Below are 15,894 nucleotides of genomic sequence, written 5' to 3'. Positions count from 1 at the left end.
GTTCACAATTCGTTAAGACTCGCCTGCGTATACTCCGGCGCTTGCCCGCAGCCCTCGCCTGCGCCCCCGGACGCCTCCCATGTCACGACCTGCCCCGCTGCTATTCCTGCTGGCCTGCCTGTTGTTCTTCTTCGGCCTGGGCAACCATGAGCTGCAGGGTTCCACCGAAACCCGGGTCGCCGGGATCGCCATGCAGATGCACCTGGACGATGACTGGGTCACTCCGCGCCTGTTCGGCGTGCCCTTCCTGGAGAAACCGCCGCTGAGCCTGTGGCTCGATGCCGGCGCCATTCGCGCCTTCGGCGGTACGCCCCTGGCGGTACGCCTGGCCTCGGCCTTTGCCGGGCTGTTCAGCGTCATGCTGCTGTATGGCCTGTTGCGGCGTTTCGGGCGTCCCGCCGCAGTGGCGCTGATGGCCGGGCTGATGCTGGCGACCATGGCCAGCTACTGGAGCAACGTACGCGGCGTGGGCGAGGATGCACTGCTGAGCCTGGGTGTGACCCTGGCCCTGCTGGCGTTCTTCCAGGCCCACCGGCGCCAGCAGGAGCGCCAGCCTGCATCCCTGGCCTGGCTGGCATTCGCCGTCGGCATCGCCATCGCCACCCTGAGCAAGGGAGTACTGGGCCTGGCCATGCCGGGGGTGGTGATCTTCGCCTACCTGCTGGTGGACAGCCTGCTTGCCAAGCGCCTGGCCCTGGGCCATTGGGTACGCCCCGCCTTGCTGACCCTGCTGGGCCTGGTGCCCCTGGCGATCTGGCTGGCGCTGCTGTACCAGCGCGGCGGCACGGCCGCCCTGGCGGAAGTGCTGTGGACCAACAGCATCGGACGCTTCGGCGGCTCCTTCGTCGAGGCCGGCCACTACGAACCCTTCTATTACTACCTGGCCAAGCTGCCCCAGGCCTTCCTGCCGTGGAACATCCTGGTCTACCTGGGCCTGTGGCACTGGCGCAAGGAACTGGCGAACAACCGCTACCTGTTGTTCTTCGTGCTCTGGCTGCTGGCGCAGTTCACCCTGCTATGCCTGGCGTCGAGCAAGCGCACCGTGTACCTGATGTCGCTGACCCCGGCAGCGGCGGTGCTGGCGGCCGAGTACGGGGCGGTGCTGTACCAGCGCCTCGCCCGGCGCGCTACGGGCAATGGGTTCTGGAGCGCGGTGGGGCGCCGACGCAAGGGCCTGGTCATTGCCCTCATGAGCCTGGTGGTGGCCGCCTACCTGGCGAACGCCCAGTGGTTCGCGCCGCGCCTGGACCGCGAGATGTCCTTCGTGCCGGTGACCGACCAGATCAAGGCGCTACGCGCCGAGGGCCACCAGTTGGTGCTCTACCAGGCCAGCGAACGCATCGCCGGAGCCAGTGTGTTCTATGTCCAGACGGTACTCCAGGACCTGGAGTCCGAGGCCCAGCTCATGGCGTTTCTCGCCGAGTCGCCCAAGCACATGGCGATACTGGGCGGGCTGGAGCCACCCAAGTCGCCGCTGCGGGTGCAGAAAATGATGATGGTGGGACGCCAGGCCTACTATTTCGTCAACCTGGCACCCACCAACTGACACAAGCAAAAACGGCACCCATCGGGGTGCCGTCGAGCTGGTCGGAACGAGTAGGTCGCACCCGGCAAGCGCAGGATTACTGCGGGTTCTTCAGCTTGACCACGTCACCGGAGACCTTGGTGGTGTAGCCATTGAGCACCCAGGCCCAGAACCAGTTTTCCTGGACCTGGGTATTGATCAGCGCATCGCCGCCCTTGGCCTTGATGGCAGCATTCTGGGCGCGCACGAAACGGTTGTTCTGCTGGATCGGGATGAACCCGAGCAGCATGATCCCGGTGGCGGTCGCTTCACTGTGGCCGATGACCGTGTACTGGCTGCTGTCCAGTTGCTGGGTTTTCATCGGGGTGCCAGTGCAACCGGCAAGCGCCAGGCCGAGACAGGCGCAAGCAACGACTTTACTGATGTATTTCACAACGCAACTCCATGGAAAAGCGCCCGGGATTCATTTCTCGGGCGCCGGCACTGTACTCGCCGCGCCCTGAAATGCCCATCCGCGCAGGCACACCCCTTGAATCCTTTCCCGCTGATACCCCCCGCCACTGTTGCAACCATGACCGGCGCCCCCATGGGCATTCCCTCAAGGAGTCAGTCATGACCATCACTGTCAGCACCACCCGAAGCCAGGCCAAGGTTCGCAAACCGTCGACGAGCAAGGGCGGCACCGGGCTTGCCTAGCCCCGGCCAAGCCTTGCCTGTGGACGGCGCGATTGCGCCAAGATCCTTGCCCTGTTTGCGTACCAGCCCCGCGAGGGATTGGAAAGGAGTACCCCATGTTGATTCTGCGTTCACTGATCATTGCCCTGGGCCTGCTTGCCGGCGCCGCCCAGGCCCTGGAAACCACCAGCACCCCTCCAGCAACCCTGAAGGCCTACGCCGCCACACTGGAGCAGGCCGCCGCCGGCAACCAGTGGCAGCAGATGTGGAAACGCTCCCGGGACAACGGGGCATTTGCCCTGCAGGGCGAGCATCCGCGCTTCACCATCAGCCAGGACAAGCTGCCGGACATGGCCCATACCACCTTGGGCAGCGCCACCAGCGTCTGGGCCAAGAACACCACCCAGGCGCTGTACCGCTACGAATTCACCGCCCCCATCGGCAGCATCGCCAACCTGCCGGTCAACGCCCTGTGCCTGCTGGTGGACTGGCGCACCTTGCCCGCCGGCACTCGCCCCGATGACGCCGGTGCCATGGCCAGTGTCAGCCTGCTCCTCGCCTTGCCCTGCCCTTGAAAACCAGACCGCCCGGACCCTGGCCCGGGCGGTGCTGTTCACGGCTTGAGTTGCGAGCTCAGCAGGTCGGCCTCCTTGCCGCGCCGGCTCTTGTAGATATCACCGAAGTTGCGCAGGTTGGCCACCGCCTGGGCCCAGTCGCAAGCAATCACCTGGCGCCAGAAATTCGGCGTGCGGCTGGCCAGGTCTCCGTACTGAAAGGCCACCGAGGCAATCACCGTCTGCGCTGGCGCCGGCAACTGAGCGAAGTCCCGCCCACTGGCCGCGGCATATTTCTTCGCCAACTGCTCGATGAAGGGTGCCTTGAATGCCTCATCGATCAGGCGCGCTTCATCAGGGCTGATGGTCAAGGGGTTCTCGTCGAGTGCAGCCTGCGCGTCCACGGTGGTCAGGAACAGATAGGGGCTCAGGCGCCGCACCAGGTCCGCCGGCAGCTTGAGCGCCTGCAGATCCGCCAGCTTGCGCTGCCCCAGGTCGAAACCGGTGGCAATCGTGACCCCGCTCTTGCTATGGGCAATGGCGGGCACATACCCCTTGGTGCGGGCGCCGCCTTCTCGTTCGGAGATGAAATTGAAATCGATCGAATAGCGCGACATGGGAATTCCCTCATCCAGTTGAAGAAAATCCAGTGCAACACCCACGACCGATACAGCGTCAGGCTGTAATAGTTCCCCGCAATAAGGGGGATATTTCCCACTGCAAAGAGGAACCAACACCTCCTTAGGATCGAACCGGCTTTATCCATAATTCCAAGGAGGTACCAAATGGACGTAAAAGACCTCAGCCTTATCGATGTTCGCCAACTTCCCCATTCGCTCCAGGCCCTCATCGATTGCATTGGCCTGGAAAACGCCTATCGCCTGACCTGCGAATACGGTGGCCGCCCCAAGTACATCCCCAAGCACGCCGAACGCACGTCCCTGGCCCTGCTCCTGCCACCGGAAGCCCTCGACGCGCTGATCGAGCGTTTCGCCGGCCTGGCCCTGGAAATTCCCAAGGCCGATCACTTCTGCCGGCAGATCCGCAACCAGCATATCCAGCTGGAAAGCCTGGGAGGGATCTCCCGCAGCGTACTGGCCGACAAATACGGCCTGAGCCTGCGGCAGATCGGCAACATCCGTCGCCTGGACGCCAACACTCCCCGGTAATCGCTTCCCGCTGAAGCGTCGACAGCGGCCCGCATAGGCTGCAAGTGCGCAACCAGCGCATAGACGACAAGGAGAAAGACCATGGCAGAAATAGACAAGGGCCTGATCGGCGGCGTGATAGCCGCCCTGCCCCTGGACAAGATGATCACCGGTCCATTGATGGCGATGATCCAGGCGCAGGTCGCCGCGAGCAAAGCCTACGCGGACTTCCTGATGGGCGTGTGCATCCAGAACGGCCAGGCGGTATCGGTGCAGTTCGACTACGACGAGACCCTGGTGGATGATCAGGGCGTCTACAAGGGCACGGTGAAGAAGTCGATGCGCATCCCGCTGCTGGCGGCCATCAGTCACCCCAACATCACCATCGAGGAAGGCTCGATCGAATTCGAGCTGACCATCAGCCAGATGGCCGAGGACACCAGTTCCACCGAAGCCTCCGGCAGCTTCGAGGCGAAGATGGGCTGGGGCCCCTTCAGCGTCTCGGTCAAGGGCGCAGCGAGCCACAAGTCCACCCAGACCCGCAAGACCGATACCCGCGCACGCTATGCCATCAACACCAAGATCGTCCGCCAGGACCCACCGGAAGCCCTGATGCGGGTGATCGACTTCCTCACCGATGCGGCGACCAAGCCGGTGATGCTGCCCAATGCCACCGCGACCGACACCGACAAGCTACCCACCGCCAATACGCTGAAGCAGCCTGATGCGCCTGCGGAAAAGAAAAAAGACAAAGAGTGATTGCCTCTGCCAACGAGCCCCGCCCCATCCGGCGGGGCACTTAAGCCACCTAACCAGGAGCGTGATCCATGGCGTTTTTTTCCCGCCGCAAGGAGCCCATGTCCGCCAGCGACCTGAGCCACATCACCCGGGGCATGCACCAGGCTGCGGCCGCGACCCACAACCTGATCGCCCAGCAGTACATCAAGCTGTTCGACCAGTTCTTCGACTACGACGTCAACGACCTGGGCACGCCGATGAAAGCCAAGATGGTCGAGGTGGCGCTCAACGACCAGCACATCATCAACGTCCCGTTGATTGCCCTGGTCTCGCCCAAGGGCCTGGCCCTGCACAAGATGACCGTCGACCTCTCGGTGCGCATGCAAGGCACCGAACTGCAGAAGGCCACCCACGACCTGGAGAACGGTGAACTGCAGTGCGAGAAGTTCTTCGTCACCTTCGGCCACGGCAAGCGCGAAGGCCATGAGCGCGACCCCGACGAGGTGCAGATCAGCATGGAGTTTCGCGATTGCGAGCCGCCGGAGGCGATCCAGCGCCTGATCGAAGAGTTCACCAACCTGATCAGCCCGCAGCGGCTCAGCGATGCCCCGCCGAACCTGCCACCGCGGCCCGGCCAGCCTGAAGAAGCAGACTTGCTGATGCCTTGAAGCCGCCAGCGTCCAGGGCGCGGCCGCGCGCTCGCCTCAGCGCTTGAAGTCCACCGAGCGCCAGTCGCTGGCTTCGATCGACCCGAGCATCTTCGGTGCGCCGTCCAGGGTGTCGGTGGTGACGAACAGGGCCGCGCCGTATCCCAGGGTCGGGGTCGCCAGCTTCAGGTCACGCTCCAGTTGCGCCATGCATTCACTGTGGGTCACCAGCACCAGGTTGTGTCCGGCGACCTTGTGCGCCAGGGCGTCGCGCAACATGCTGCCCTTGCAGTTGAAGAGCCAGTTGTCGCCGCTGCTGACCTTGCTGAACATGTAGCCGGCAGTCTGCGCGGTGCGGGTCAGGGGGCTGTTGTAGATGTCGGCATGGGCCAAGCCCAGGTGCTCGAACCGCGCACCGAGCCCCACCGCCATGTCCCGCGCGCGGTCGGTGATGCCGTCGGCCGGCCCCAGGCAAGGGGCATTGGACTGGTCGCAGCGCTCCACATGGCGCACCAGGACGATCATGTCGCCCTTGGCCCAACTGCTGGCCAATGCCTTGAGCCCACTGGCATTGCCGTGGGCCAGGTCGGGAACCGCCGCCGGCTGGAGCAGGTACAGGCCCGCCAAAAGGCTCAGGCCCAGGCCCAGCAACCACGCCAGGTGCCGCTTGTAACGGGCCAGGGTGCGTCCCAGGGATGGGCCCCTGACCTGCGCCAATACCAGTCTTGTGGTCACGTTCCAGTCGCCCTTCAGAGAATGATCCGGGATATCGAGCAGCCCGTGCCAAGGCCAGGCAGGCCTGGTGGCAGACGAGCTGCGCCGCATGCCCAAGGGCAGCGACCGGCCAGACTCTAGGGGGATGACCGTGGGGCAGCGGTGAAATCAATGTGAAAAAAAGCTCAACGCACAGGTGGTTCATCCCGCAAAATAGCCGTCAAAGCCTGAAACATTGTCTTGGCGCAATGCCGACGAAATCGTTTTAGCTATGGCACATCCCGCCGATATACCCCCTACAAATCACCTTGCTGGTCACCAAGAACAACAATCTTCCGGCCAACTGAGATCAAGAAGCGCTACGTTCCTGGAGGAATTCAATGAATAGCTGGTTCGCCAACATCAGCGTCAACCTTAAGTTGGGCCTGGGCTTCGGCCTGGTCCTGGCCCTGACCACCATTCTTGCACTGACCGGCTGGACCAGCCTGGGCGGCATGATCGACCGCAGCAACTGGATGAGCGACATCACCCAGTTGAACATCGGCCTGACCAAGCTGCGGGTCACCCGCCTGCAATACATGCTGACCAACGGCGACGAAACCGCCGCGCAGAATGTCCAGGTCACCCTGGACGACTTCAGCGCCCAGCAGAAGAAGCTCCTGGCGTCGTTCCAGAGCCCGGAGAACATCAAGCTGCTGCAAGGCCTGGGCGCGACCATCGCCGCCTACCAGGACTCGCTGAACAAGATGCGCAACGCCTACCGCACCGGCAACGCCGCGCGCCAGACCATGAACCAGAATGCCGACGACGCCAACGACCTGATCAACGGGATCAACGAGCGGGTCAAGCAGATGCCCCTGAGCGACGAGCGTTTCGAGCAGTTCCAGGCCATCACCGAGGCCAAGGAAGCCTTCCAGCTGGCCCGCTATGAAGTGCGTGGCTACGTCACCACCAGCAACCCGGAGACCGAGCAGAAGGCCGTTGCCCAGCTCAACGCCGCGATCACTGAGCTCGAGCAGCTGAACAAGCACTTCAGCCGCACCCAGGGCGATGTCCTGCAACGCCTGACCACCGCCCTGACCGGCTACCGCAGCTCGCTGCAGACCTTCAAGGCAGCCTTCTCCGACGCCGTGCAGGCACGCAAGGAAATGACCGACCAAGGCGCCGATATCGTCGAGCGCAGCGATGCCCTGTACCAGATCCAGCTGGATCGCCGCGATGTCGAAAGTGCCCAGGCCCGTAGCCTGCAACTGACCAGCACCCTGCTGGCGCTGCTGGTGGGCGTGCTGGCTGCGGTGATCATCACCCGCCAGATCACCCGTCCGCTGCGCGAGACCCTGGTAGCGGTCGAGCGCATTGCCTCCGGCGACCTGACCCAGGACCTGCACGTCACCCGTCGTGACGAACTGGGCGTGCTGCAACAAGGCATCGCCCGCATGGGCGTGACCCTGCGCGAGCTGATCGGCGGTATCCGCGACGGCGTGACCCAGATCGCCAGCGCCGCCGAGGAACTGTCGGCGGTGACCGAGGAAACCAGCGCCGGGGTCAACAGCCAGAAAGTCGAGACCGACCAGGTGGCCACCGCCATGCACGAGATGACCGCCACCGTGCAGGAAGTCGCGCGCAACGCCGAGGAAGCCTCCCAGGCTGCGGCCGCCGCCGATGGCGAAGCCCGCGAAGGCGACAAGGTGGTGGCCCAGGCCATCGAGCAGATCGAGCGCCTGGCCAGCGAAGTGGTGCGCTCCACCGACGCCATGAACATGCTGCAACAGGAAAGCGACAAGATCGGCAGCGTCATGGACGTGATCAAGGCCGTGGCCGAACAGACCAACCTGCTGGCCCTGAACGCCGCCATCGAAGCCGCCCGCGCCGGTGAAGCCGGTCGTGGTTTCGCGGTGGTGGCCGACGAGGTCCGGGCCCTGGCCCAGCGCACCCAGAAGTCCACCGAGGAAATCGAGGAACTGGTGGCCGGCCTGCAGAACGGTACCCAGCAAGTGGCGACCGTGATGCACAACAGCCGGGTGCTGACCGACAGTAGTGTCGACCTGACGCGCAAGGCCGGTGCCTCCCTGGAGAACATCACCCGCACGGTGTCCAACATCCAGTCGATGAACCAGCAGATCGCCGCCGCTGCCGAAGAACAGAGCGCCGTGGCCGAGGAGATCAGCCGCAGCATCATCAACGTGCGCGATGTGTCGGAACAGACCGCCGCCGCCAGCGAGGAAACCGCGGCCTCCAGCGTCGAGCTGGCCCGCCTGGGCGGCCAACTGCAAATGATGGTCAGCCACTTCCGCGTCTGACTTGTAGCGCGTCCTTCGCTCATGTAGCCGCAGCCTTCGGCAGCGGCTACATGAGGTCTGCCGGACAGGCATTTACAGCGTTCGCGGTTTGCCCTTACCTTTCCCGGTCTCCATCCTGCTGTCCGAAGGATTCGTTGCCAGGAACCCAATCATGCCCAGCCTCGGTTTTACCTCGGTCCCGCCCCTGCTCAAGTACCTGCTCTATGCCGAGCAGCTGGGTATCGCCACGGAACCGGCGCTGGCAGCCGCCGGCTTGCAGGCGGCGCAGTTGAACGACACCAGCCTGCGCCTGCCGGTAGAGGTTCACGAACGCCTGCTGGACTACTTCTGCCTGCATTCGGGCGACCCGCTGTTCGGGCTCAACTCGGCACGCTTCGTCAAGCCCGGGTCCTGGAACGTGCTGGGCTACATCACCATGAACTGCGCGACCCTGGGCGAAGCCATGGGCCGCATCATGCCGTTCGAGAAACTGGTGGGGGACATGGGCACCAGCCGCGCCGAAGTGCTAGGCGACGAAGTACGCCTGATCTGGAGCTGCCGCCACCAACGCCCGGACATCCGCCGGCATCTGGTGGAAAACGTGCTCGCCTCCTGGCTGCTGTATGCCCGCTGGATCGCCGACTCGCAGCTTTCGCCAGGTGCGGTGTGGTTCGAGCATCCACTGCCGGAACTGGCCCGGCTCGAACAATACGAGGCGCTATTTGGCTGCCCGGTGCTGTTCCAGCAACCCTGCTCGGCCCTGGTGGCCCCCCTGCACTACCTGCAATTGCCCCTGCGCCAGGCCGATGCGCGGCTGCTCAAGACCCTGGAAGACCATGCCCAGACGATGATGGCCTCGCTGGCCGATGCGCCGGTGGCGCTGCAGGTGCAGAACGTCCTGCGCCAACTGCTCAAGGATGGCCTGCCGCGCAAGGAACAGGTGGCCGAACAACTGCAAGTGTCGGTCAGTACCTTGCAGCGCCAGTTGCTCAAGGCCGGCACCTCCTACCAGCAGATCCTCGACGACCTGCGCCAGGAACTGGCCGAGCACCACCTGCTGCACAGCGAGCTGTCGATCCAGGCCATCGCCGATCGCCTGGGCTTCACCGAGCCCCGCTCGTTCCATCGCAGCTTCAAGACCCGCACCGGCATGCCTCCCGGAGAGTATCGCCAGAAGCACCGCGGTCCCGCCGGGCCTTGAATCCCGGCCGGGCCTTCTTGTGTTCTATTGGGAAAGCGCCCAAAGAGGGTCGCTGGCCATGAGCAGCGTGACCCAGTCGGTGAACGCGCGGACCCTCGCGGAAAGGTGGCGGGTATAGGGGTAGACCACCGAGATGGGCATGCTCGCCATATGCCAATCCGGGAGTATTTCGACCAGCGCCCCGCTGCGAAAATGCGGCTCGGCCTCCGCCCTGGGCACAAACGCCACCCCCAACCCCGCGATGGCGGCGGCAGCCGTGGCGCTACCGTTGTTGAAGTACAAGGAAGGTGGCTGGTCAAGGGTGAAGCTTTCCGCCCCGCGCCTGAGCGTCGGCACATAGCGCCGGTCGGTCACCGGGAACTTGAAGCCCAGATGCTTGTGGGTCGGCAGCTGCGTTGGCGCGGTGATCGGGGCAACCCCGGCCAGATACCGGGGAGCTGCGCAGAGGCAAAAGCGCATCTGCCCGATTGGGCGACACACCAGGTCCTGGTCTGTGACGACACCACCGCGCAGGGCGCAATCGACACCTTCCTGGGCGAGGTCGACCACCCGCTCACTGCAGCCGATATCCAGGTGGATCTCTGGATACCTGGCGGCAAAGTCCGGCAGTGCCGGAACGACGAACAGGATGCCGACCGGGGATGGCATCTCGATCCTGATCCGGCCGCGAACCACATTGCGGCTTTGCGAAACAGCAGCTTCCAACTCGTCTACGTCATCGATGACCGCCCGTGCGCGCAGGTAGTACGCCGCCCCTTCCGTGGTAGGCGACACCTTGCGCGTCGTGCGGTGCAGCAGCTTGATGCCCAGCAAGCTTTCCAGGGCCTGGACCTGGCCCGAAATCGTGGTTTTCGCCAGATCCAGCGAATCGGCCGCGCCACTGAAACTGCCCACTTCCACAATGCGGCAAAACGCGCGCATGGCCTCCAGCCGGTCAAATGCCATTGTACGAATATCCGTATAAACAAAACGATTGGAGCCAATTTATCCGAGTAATGGCTTTTTCTAAAGTACACCCATTCCACGACATGTGGCGACATCAGGAGAAGCACATCCATGAGCAACAAACGCATCGATTACTACCAGGCCGCCCCCCAGGCCATGCGGGCGATGATGGGGCTGGAAAAAGCCGCCGCCCAATCCGTCCTGCCCGCCGCGCTGCGGGAACTGGTGCGGATCCGCGCCTCCCAGATCAATGGATGCGCCTACTGCATCGACATGCACACCACCGACGCGTTGAAAGGCGGGGAAACGCCCCGGCGCCTGATGGCCATCAGCGCCTGGAAGGAGACGCCATTCTTCGACGCCCGTGAACGTGCGGCCCTGTTGTGGACCGAGACACTGACCCTGGTTGCGCAGCGCCAGGCCCCGGACGAGATCTATGCAGAAGTCAGCGGGCACTTCAGCGAACAGGAACTCTGCGAGCTGACGTTCGTTATTGCCGCCATCAACGCCTGGAACCGTTTCGGTGTCGGTTTTGCCATGCAGCCGCAGCACTAGGCCCCAGTGATTGCCAGGCGCCCCGCCGCCATCGGCGAACCGGATACCGGCTTGCCCGCTCATTTTTTCAACGCCACACAAGGACCATCCCGTGCGTGCCCGATCAACCAGCGCCAGCGTCGTCATCATCACGCTCTTGTTGATGACTGGCTGCAACAAGGAACCCGGCCCGACCACAGCCGCCAGCGCCCCGGTCGTGGATGTGGCCAGGGTTGCCATGCAACCCGTCAAGGCCTGGGACAGCTTCAATGGCCGTATAGGCGCCATGGAAACCGTAGCTATCCTGCCCCGCGTGAGCGGCCACATCACCCAGGTGGCCTACCGGGAAGGTAGCGAGGTCAAGGCCGGCGACCTGCTCTTCGTCATCGACCCGCGCCCCTACCGCGCCGCATTGGCCAATGCCCGCGCCCAGCTGGAACGGGCCCGGACATCGCTGCTGTTCGCCGAACAGCAGGACCGGCGGGCACAGCAGTTGCTCAAGCTCAACGCAGTCTCCAAGGAAGAGGCCGAGCAACGGCACACCAGCCATGGCCAGAGCCTGGCCGAAGTCCATGCCGCCGAGGCGGCGGTGGCAAGCGCGGCCCTGAACCTGGAGTTCACCGAAGTCCGCTCGCCCATCGATGGCCGCACCAGCCGCGCCCAGCTGACGCGAGGCAACCTGGCCGTCGCCGATCAATCGGTCCTTACCTCGGTGGTGTCCCAAGATCCGCTTTACGTTTACTTCGATCCGGACGAGCACCATGTGCCGGGGTTTCGAAAGGCCTTGAAAGAATCGCGCGAAACCCAGGTGCGCATTGGCCTGGCCAGCGACGAAGGCTTCCCCTACGAGGGCGACTTGAGCTTCATCGACAACCAGGTCGATGCAAGCACCGGGACCATTCGCGCCCGCGCCACGGTGCGCAATCCGGAGCGACGGCTGACCCCCGGCCTGTATGCCAGGGTGCAACTTGCGATCGGTGGTTCGGTACCGGTCATCGTGGTACCCGAGCGGGCGATCCTGACTGACCAGGACCAACAATACGTGTACCGCTTGAGCCCGGAAAACACCGCCGAAAGACGCTACATAAAAACCGGCAGGCAGGTCGGCAACCAGCGCGTCGTGACGGCGGGGCTGACCCGCGAAGACAAGATCGTCGTTGCCGGCCTGCAGCAGATCTACGCCAGCGGAACCGCCGTCACCCCCCATGAGCTCCCCCCCGAAGACAGTGCGCTGCAGGTCTCCCGCGCGATCTTGATCGGAAAGTAATTGCCAAAGGCTCCTCCCCCATGGATTTCTCAAGGTTTTTCATCGACAGGCCAACCTTCGCGATCGTGCTGTCGCTGGTCATTTTCGCCGCAGGCCTGATTGCCATGCCGTTGCTCCCGGTTGGCGAATACCCGGAAGTCGTGCCTGCGACCGTGGTGGTGAAAGCCACCTACCCTGGCGCCAACCCCAAGGAAATCGCCGAATCGGTCGCCGTCGTCCTGGAAGAAGCGATCAACGGCGTCGAAGGCATGCTGTACATGAAGTCCGTCGCCAGTTCCGACGGCACGTTGCAAGTGGTCACCACCTTCAACCCGAAGGTGGACCCCGATACAGCGGCGGTGCGTGTCCAGAACCGGGTCAGCCAGGCGCTCTCGCGCTTGCCGGAGCCCGTGCGCCAGTACGGAGTCACCACCCAGAAACAATCGCCGACACCGTTGATGTACCTGGACATGTACTCCAGCAACCCGCAGTTCGATGCGCTCTACCTGCGTAACTACCTGCGCCTGCATGTAAAGGATGAACTGGCGCGCATCCCGGGCATCGGCGAGGTGATTCTCTACGGCTCGGGCGACTATGCGATGCGCATCTGGCTCGACCCCGACAAACTCGCCACACGCGGCATCACGGCCCAGGACACCATCGCGGCAATTCGCCAACAGAACGTCCAGGTCTCGGCGGGCCAACTGGGCGCGGAGCCGTCGCCGACAACCACCGACTTTCTGGTTTCGCTCAACGTGCAGGGGCGCTTGAAGACCCAACAGGAATTCGGCGACATCATCATCAAGGCGGGTAGCGACGGCCAGGTCACCCGCCTTGCGGACGTGGCGCGCATCGAGCTGGGCTCGGGCGATTACAGCCTGCGTGTTTTTCGCGGGCAGAGCCAGGAAGTCGCGGTGGGCATCTTCCTCACGCCAGGCGCCAACGCCATCGAGGTGGCCGACGCGGTCCATGCCCGGTTCGCGAGCCTGTCCAAGGAGTTCCCGCAAGGCGTGGGCTACACCAGTGTCTGGGACCCGACCGTTTTCGTCCGCGAATCGATCAGCGCCGTGCGCCATACCTTGTTCGAAGCAATGGTCCTGATCGTCCTGGTGGTGGTGCTCTTCCTGCAGACCTGGCGGGCCTCGATCATCCCGCTGATCGCGGTGCCGGTATCGATTGTCGGCACCTTCGCGGTCCTGTACCTGCTGGGCTACTCCATCAATACCCTGACCTTGTTCGGCCTGGTCCTGGCCATCGGCATCGTCGTGGATGACGCGATCGTGGTGGTGGAAAACGTCGAGCGCCACATCGAGCTCGGCCTGAGCCCGTTGCAAGCGGCCCATCAGGCCATGGCCGAAGTCTCGGGGCCGATCCTGGCGATCGGGCTGGTGCTGTGCGCCGTGTTCATTCCCATGGCCTTCATGAGTGGCGTCACCGGGCAGTTCTACAAGCAGTTCGCCGTCACCATTGCGATTTCGACCCTGATCTCGACAGTCAACTCGCTGACCTTGTCGCCGGCCCTGGCGGCCCGCCTGTTACGTCGGCATGACGCCCCCAGGGACCGCATGACCCGCTGGATGGATGGAACCCTGGGCTGGCTGCTGCGACCGTTCGAGCGATTCTTCAAGCTCAACGCCGAACGCTACGGAGCCAGCATTGACCGCCTGCTGCCACGGCGCGGAGTCGTCTTCGCGGTGTATGGCGCATTGCTCGGCGCCACCGGGATCCTGTTCAACGCGATTCCCAGCGGCTTCATCCCCAACCAGGACAAGCTCTATCTGTTCGCCGGAGCCACCTTGCCCCCGGGCGCTTCGCTTTCCCGCTCCGAGGCCGTGGCCCGCGAGATGTCGGCCATCGCCTCGAGCGTAGAGGGTGTCGACTACAGCAACTCGTACGTCGGTTCGAACGCCCTGCAAAGCACCAACACGCCGAACCTGGTGACCTCCTACGTCATTCTCAAGCCCTTTGGCCAACGCTCCCGCAGCGCCGAGCAGATCAACGCCGAATTGAACCGCAAGTTCGCGGCGATCAAGGATGGGGCGGCCTATGCCCTGTTGCCACCACCGATCCAGGGGCTGGGCAACGGCTCCGGATACGCGTTGTTCCTGACGGACCGGGGTGGATTGGGTTACGCGGCACTGCAGCAGGCGCTGGACAGGTTCCAGGCCGAGATCGCCAGCACCCCGGGCATGACCTTCCCGGTGAGTTCCTACCAGTCCAACATCCCGCAGTTGCAAGTGCAGGTCGATCGGACCAGGGCCCAAGCCCAGGGGGTGGAGCTGACAGCCATCTTCGAGACCCTGCAGACCTACCTGGGCTCGGTCTACGTCAACGACTTCAACCTGCTGGGACGGGTGTATCGGGTCGTTGCCCAGGCGGACGCCAGCTTCCGCCAAACCAGGGCGGATGTGGGCAACCTGCAGGTGCGCAATGCCCGGGGCGAAATGCTGCCGCTCAGTTCCGTGGTGAACATCGTGCCGACCTTCGGCCCGGATCCGGTCATGCGCTACAACGGCTATCCGGCGGCTGACCTGATCGGCGACGCCGACCCTCGCATCCTGTCGTCGGGCGAGGCCATCGAGACACTGCAAGAGATCGCCGCCCGCACCCTGCCACGCGGCATCGAGCTGGAATGGACCGACCTGAGCTACCAGCAAGTGACCCAGAGCAACAGCGCGGCGATCGTCTTTGCGATCGCCGCCATGCTGGTGTTCCTGGTCCTGGCCGCCCTGTACGAGAGCTGGCTGCTGCCGCTTGCCGTCATCCTGATCGTGCCCATTTGCCTGTTTGCCGCCTTGACGGGGGTCTGGCTGGCGGGCGTGGACAACAATGTCTTCGTCCAGGTGGGACTGGTGGTACTGATGGGGCTGGCTTGCAAGAACGCGATCTTGATCGTCGAGTTCGCGCGGGAACTGGAAATGCACGGCCAAAGCACCGTCGACGCGGCGCTGCAAGCCTGCAGGCTGCGCCTGCGACCGATCGTGATGACCTCCGTGGCCTTTATCGCCGGTGCCGTTCCGCTCCTGATCGGCACTGGGGCAGGTAGCGAAGTGCGCCATGTCACGGGAGTCACGGTGTTTAGCGGCATGCTCGGGGTGACGGTGTTTGGCCTGTTCCTGACCCCGGTGTTCTACGTCGTGCTGAGAAAGCTCGGAGCCACCATTCCCGGCCGCCCCTCAAGCAGCGTGTCTGAAGAAACACTGGGCCCGAGCCACGGTTGACAGTGGCAGCACGCCCGATGGCAACCCACGACAGGGCCTGCCATCGACCACCGCGCCTGGCGGCGAGAGGGTTGGTCAGGCGCTGATGGTGCGGGTGAACACCAGGCGATTGCCGAACGGATCGTCGATGGTCATGTCCAGGCTGCCCCAGGGCATGGCCTGGATACGCGGATCGGTGAACGGCAGCTGCTTGGCCAGCAGTTGCTGCTGGAAGTCTTCCAGTTCGTCGGTATGGATGCGCAGCGCAGCGCCGGGGCTGCCGTCGCCCTGGTGCTCGGACAGATGCAGCACGCACTCGCCCCGGGAGACCTGCATGTACAGCGGCAGGTCGTGGGTGCAGCGATGCTGCCAATCGAGGTGAAAGCCCAGGAAGTCCAGGTAAAACGCCCGGGCCTCGGCTTCATCGAAGATGCGCAGGACGGGGGTGGTTTTGCCAAAGCTCATTAGGTGACTCCCTGACTGGAAAC

The 15,894-nt window shown here is 63.9% G+C and carries 15 protein-coding genes and 1 pseudogene; 11 read left to right on the top strand and 5 right to left on the bottom strand.

Annotated features, from left to right (window positions below):
- Window positions 1–79 precede the first annotated feature (79 nt).
- A complete protein-coding gene (locus C4K40_RS03905) occupies window positions 80–1,546 on the top strand; it encodes a glycosyltransferase family 39 protein (RefSeq protein ID WP_053136844.1) in 1,467 nt (488 codons plus the stop codon).
- A gap of 76 nt (window positions 1,547–1,622) precedes the next feature.
- Here the strand turns inward: C4K40_RS03905 and C4K40_RS03900 are convergent, their stop codons facing one another.
- The gene (locus C4K40_RS03900; protein WP_031319928.1) at window positions 1,623–1,958 is read right to left on the bottom strand and encodes a hypothetical protein; all 336 of its coding nucleotides are present in this window, start codon (window positions 1,956–1,958) and stop codon (window positions 1,623–1,625) included.
- Between the two features lie 358 nt (window positions 1,959–2,316).
- Here C4K40_RS03900 and C4K40_RS03895 point away from each other — a divergent pair, with 358 nt between their 5' ends.
- Window positions 2,317–2,775: a hypothetical protein gene (locus tag C4K40_RS03895; RefSeq protein ID WP_022638968.1), complete on the top strand. Its 459-nt coding sequence runs from the start codon at window positions 2,317–2,319 to the stop codon at window positions 2,773–2,775.
- Between the two features lie 38 nt (window positions 2,776–2,813).
- Here C4K40_RS03895 and C4K40_RS03890 read toward each other — a convergent pair whose 3' ends face one another.
- The gene (locus tag C4K40_RS03890; RefSeq protein ID WP_022638967.1) at window positions 2,814–3,371 is read right to left on the bottom strand and encodes a pesticin C-terminus-like muramidase; all 558 of its coding nucleotides are present in this window, start codon (window positions 3,369–3,371) and stop codon (window positions 2,814–2,816) included.
- Between the two features lie 168 nt (window positions 3,372–3,539).
- Here C4K40_RS03890 and C4K40_RS03885 point away from each other — a divergent pair, with 168 nt between their 5' ends.
- The 3 genes from C4K40_RS03885 (at window position 3,540) to C4K40_RS03875 (ending at window position 5,308) form a co-directional block, all read left to right on the top strand.
- Window positions 3,540–3,923, top strand: a complete 384-nt coding sequence (locus C4K40_RS03885) for a hypothetical protein (RefSeq protein ID WP_053136841.1) — start codon at window positions 3,540–3,542, stop codon at window positions 3,921–3,923.
- Window positions 3,924–4,004: 81 nt separating this feature from the next.
- On the top strand, window positions 4,005–4,661 hold the full coding sequence (locus C4K40_RS03880; protein ID WP_022638965.1) for a DUF2589 domain-containing protein: 657 nt from the start codon (window positions 4,005–4,007) through the stop codon (window positions 4,659–4,661).
- Between the two features lie 68 nt (window positions 4,662–4,729).
- Window positions 4,730–5,308 carry a DUF2589 domain-containing protein gene (locus tag C4K40_RS03875; protein ID WP_022638964.1) on the top strand — a complete coding sequence of 193 codons (579 nt, stop codon included), beginning with the start codon at window positions 4,730–4,732 and terminating at the stop codon, window positions 5,306–5,308.
- 36 nt (window positions 5,309–5,344) lie between these two features.
- On the opposite strand, the gene C4K40_RS03870 is transcribed toward C4K40_RS03875, so the two are convergent.
- Window positions 5,345–6,022, bottom strand: a complete 678-nt coding sequence (locus C4K40_RS03870; RefSeq protein WP_053136838.1) for a histidine phosphatase family protein — start codon at window positions 6,020–6,022, stop codon at window positions 5,345–5,347.
- Window positions 6,023–6,495: 473 nt separating this feature from the next.
- Here C4K40_RS03870 and C4K40_RS32175 point away from each other — a divergent pair.
- The 3 genes and pseudogenes from C4K40_RS32175 to C4K40_RS03860 form a co-directional block, all read left to right on the top strand.
- Window positions 6,496–7,395, top strand: a pseudogene (locus C4K40_RS32175) (methyl-accepting chemotaxis protein); the annotation flags it as partial.
- A 42-nt stretch (window positions 7,396–7,437) separates the two neighbouring features.
- The gene (locus C4K40_RS32170) at window positions 7,438–8,301 is read left to right on the top strand and encodes a methyl-accepting chemotaxis protein (RefSeq protein WP_371263511.1); all 864 of its coding nucleotides are present in this window, start codon (window positions 7,438–7,440) and stop codon (window positions 8,299–8,301) included.
- Window positions 8,302–8,452: 151 nt separating this feature from the next.
- Window positions 8,453–9,481, top strand: coding sequence for an AraC family transcriptional regulator (locus tag C4K40_RS03860; protein ID WP_022638962.1), 1,029 nt, complete (start codon window positions 8,453–8,455; stop codon window positions 9,479–9,481).
- Window positions 9,482–9,505: 24 nt separating this feature from the next.
- On the opposite strand, the gene C4K40_RS03855 is transcribed toward C4K40_RS03860, so the two are convergent.
- Entirely contained in the window at window positions 9,506–10,426 is a 921-nt protein-coding gene (locus C4K40_RS03855) for a LysR substrate-binding domain-containing protein (protein WP_022638961.1), read from the bottom strand.
- Between the two features lie 111 nt (window positions 10,427–10,537).
- Between C4K40_RS03855 and C4K40_RS03850 the strand changes: the two genes are divergently transcribed.
- The 3 genes from C4K40_RS03850 to C4K40_RS03840 all read left to right on the top strand — a co-directional run bounded on the left by C4K40_RS03850 (window position 10,538) and on the right by C4K40_RS03840 (window position 15,427).
- The gene (locus C4K40_RS03850) at window positions 10,538–10,981 is read left to right on the top strand and encodes a carboxymuconolactone decarboxylase family protein (protein ID WP_022638960.1); all 444 of its coding nucleotides are present in this window, start codon (window positions 10,538–10,540) and stop codon (window positions 10,979–10,981) included.
- Between the two features lie 91 nt (window positions 10,982–11,072).
- Window positions 11,073–12,227, top strand: a complete 1,155-nt coding sequence (locus C4K40_RS03845) for an efflux RND transporter periplasmic adaptor subunit (RefSeq protein ID WP_053136832.1) — start codon at window positions 11,073–11,075, stop codon at window positions 12,225–12,227.
- 20 nt (window positions 12,228–12,247) lie between these two features.
- Entirely contained in the window at window positions 12,248–15,427 is a 3,180-nt protein-coding gene (locus tag C4K40_RS03840; protein WP_053136829.1) for an efflux RND transporter permease subunit, read from the top strand.
- 75 nt (window positions 15,428–15,502) lie between these two features.
- Here C4K40_RS03840 and C4K40_RS03835 read toward each other — a convergent pair whose 3' ends face one another.
- Window positions 15,503–15,871, bottom strand: coding sequence for a glyoxalase superfamily protein (locus tag C4K40_RS03835; RefSeq protein ID WP_022638957.1), 369 nt, complete (start codon window positions 15,869–15,871; stop codon window positions 15,503–15,505).
- Window positions 15,872–15,894 lie beyond the last annotated feature (23 nt).

This window comes from Pseudomonas sp. CMR5c, from assembly GCF_003850545.1.
Lineage (GTDB): Bacteria > Pseudomonadota > Gammaproteobacteria > Pseudomonadales > Pseudomonadaceae > Aquipseudomonas > Aquipseudomonas piscis.
This window is presented reverse-complemented; position numbering and strand designations above follow the sequence as displayed.

What these genes read in the sequence shown, in the direction of transcription:
- C4K40_RS03850 (WP_022638960.1), top strand. Translation starts at nt 10,538, where the DNA reads ATGAGCAACAAACGCATCGATTACTACCAGGCCGCCCCCCAGGCCATG.
- C4K40_RS03860 (WP_022638962.1), top strand. Translation starts at nt 8,453, where the DNA reads ATGCCCAGCCTCGGTTTTACCTCGGTCCCGCCCCTGCTCAAGTACCTG.
- C4K40_RS03890 (WP_022638967.1), bottom strand. Translation starts at nt 3,371, where the DNA reads ATGTCGCGCTATTCGATCGATTTCAATTTCATCTCCGAACGAGAAGGC.
- C4K40_RS03885 (WP_053136841.1), top strand. Translation starts at nt 3,540, where the DNA reads ATGGACGTAAAAGACCTCAGCCTTATCGATGTTCGCCAACTTCCCCAT.
- C4K40_RS03840 (WP_053136829.1), top strand. Translation starts at nt 12,248, where the DNA reads ATGGATTTCTCAAGGTTTTTCATCGACAGGCCAACCTTCGCGATCGTG.
- C4K40_RS03855 (WP_022638961.1), bottom strand. Translation starts at nt 10,426, where the DNA reads ATGGCATTTGACCGGCTGGAGGCCATGCGCGCGTTTTGCCGCATTGTG.
- C4K40_RS03905 (WP_053136844.1), top strand. Translation starts at nt 80, where the DNA reads ATGTCACGACCTGCCCCGCTGCTATTCCTGCTGGCCTGCCTGTTGTTC.
- C4K40_RS32170 (WP_371263511.1), top strand. Translation starts at nt 7,438, where the DNA reads ATGGGCGTGACCCTGCGCGAGCTGATCGGCGGTATCCGCGACGGCGTG.
- C4K40_RS03835 (WP_022638957.1), bottom strand. Translation starts at nt 15,871, where the DNA reads ATGAGCTTTGGCAAAACCACCCCCGTCCTGCGCATCTTCGATGAAGCC.
- C4K40_RS03880 (WP_022638965.1), top strand. Translation starts at nt 4,005, where the DNA reads ATGGCAGAAATAGACAAGGGCCTGATCGGCGGCGTGATAGCCGCCCTG.
- C4K40_RS03895 (WP_022638968.1), top strand. Translation starts at nt 2,317, where the DNA reads ATGTTGATTCTGCGTTCACTGATCATTGCCCTGGGCCTGCTTGCCGGC.
- C4K40_RS03875 (WP_022638964.1), top strand. Translation starts at nt 4,730, where the DNA reads ATGGCGTTTTTTTCCCGCCGCAAGGAGCCCATGTCCGCCAGCGACCTG.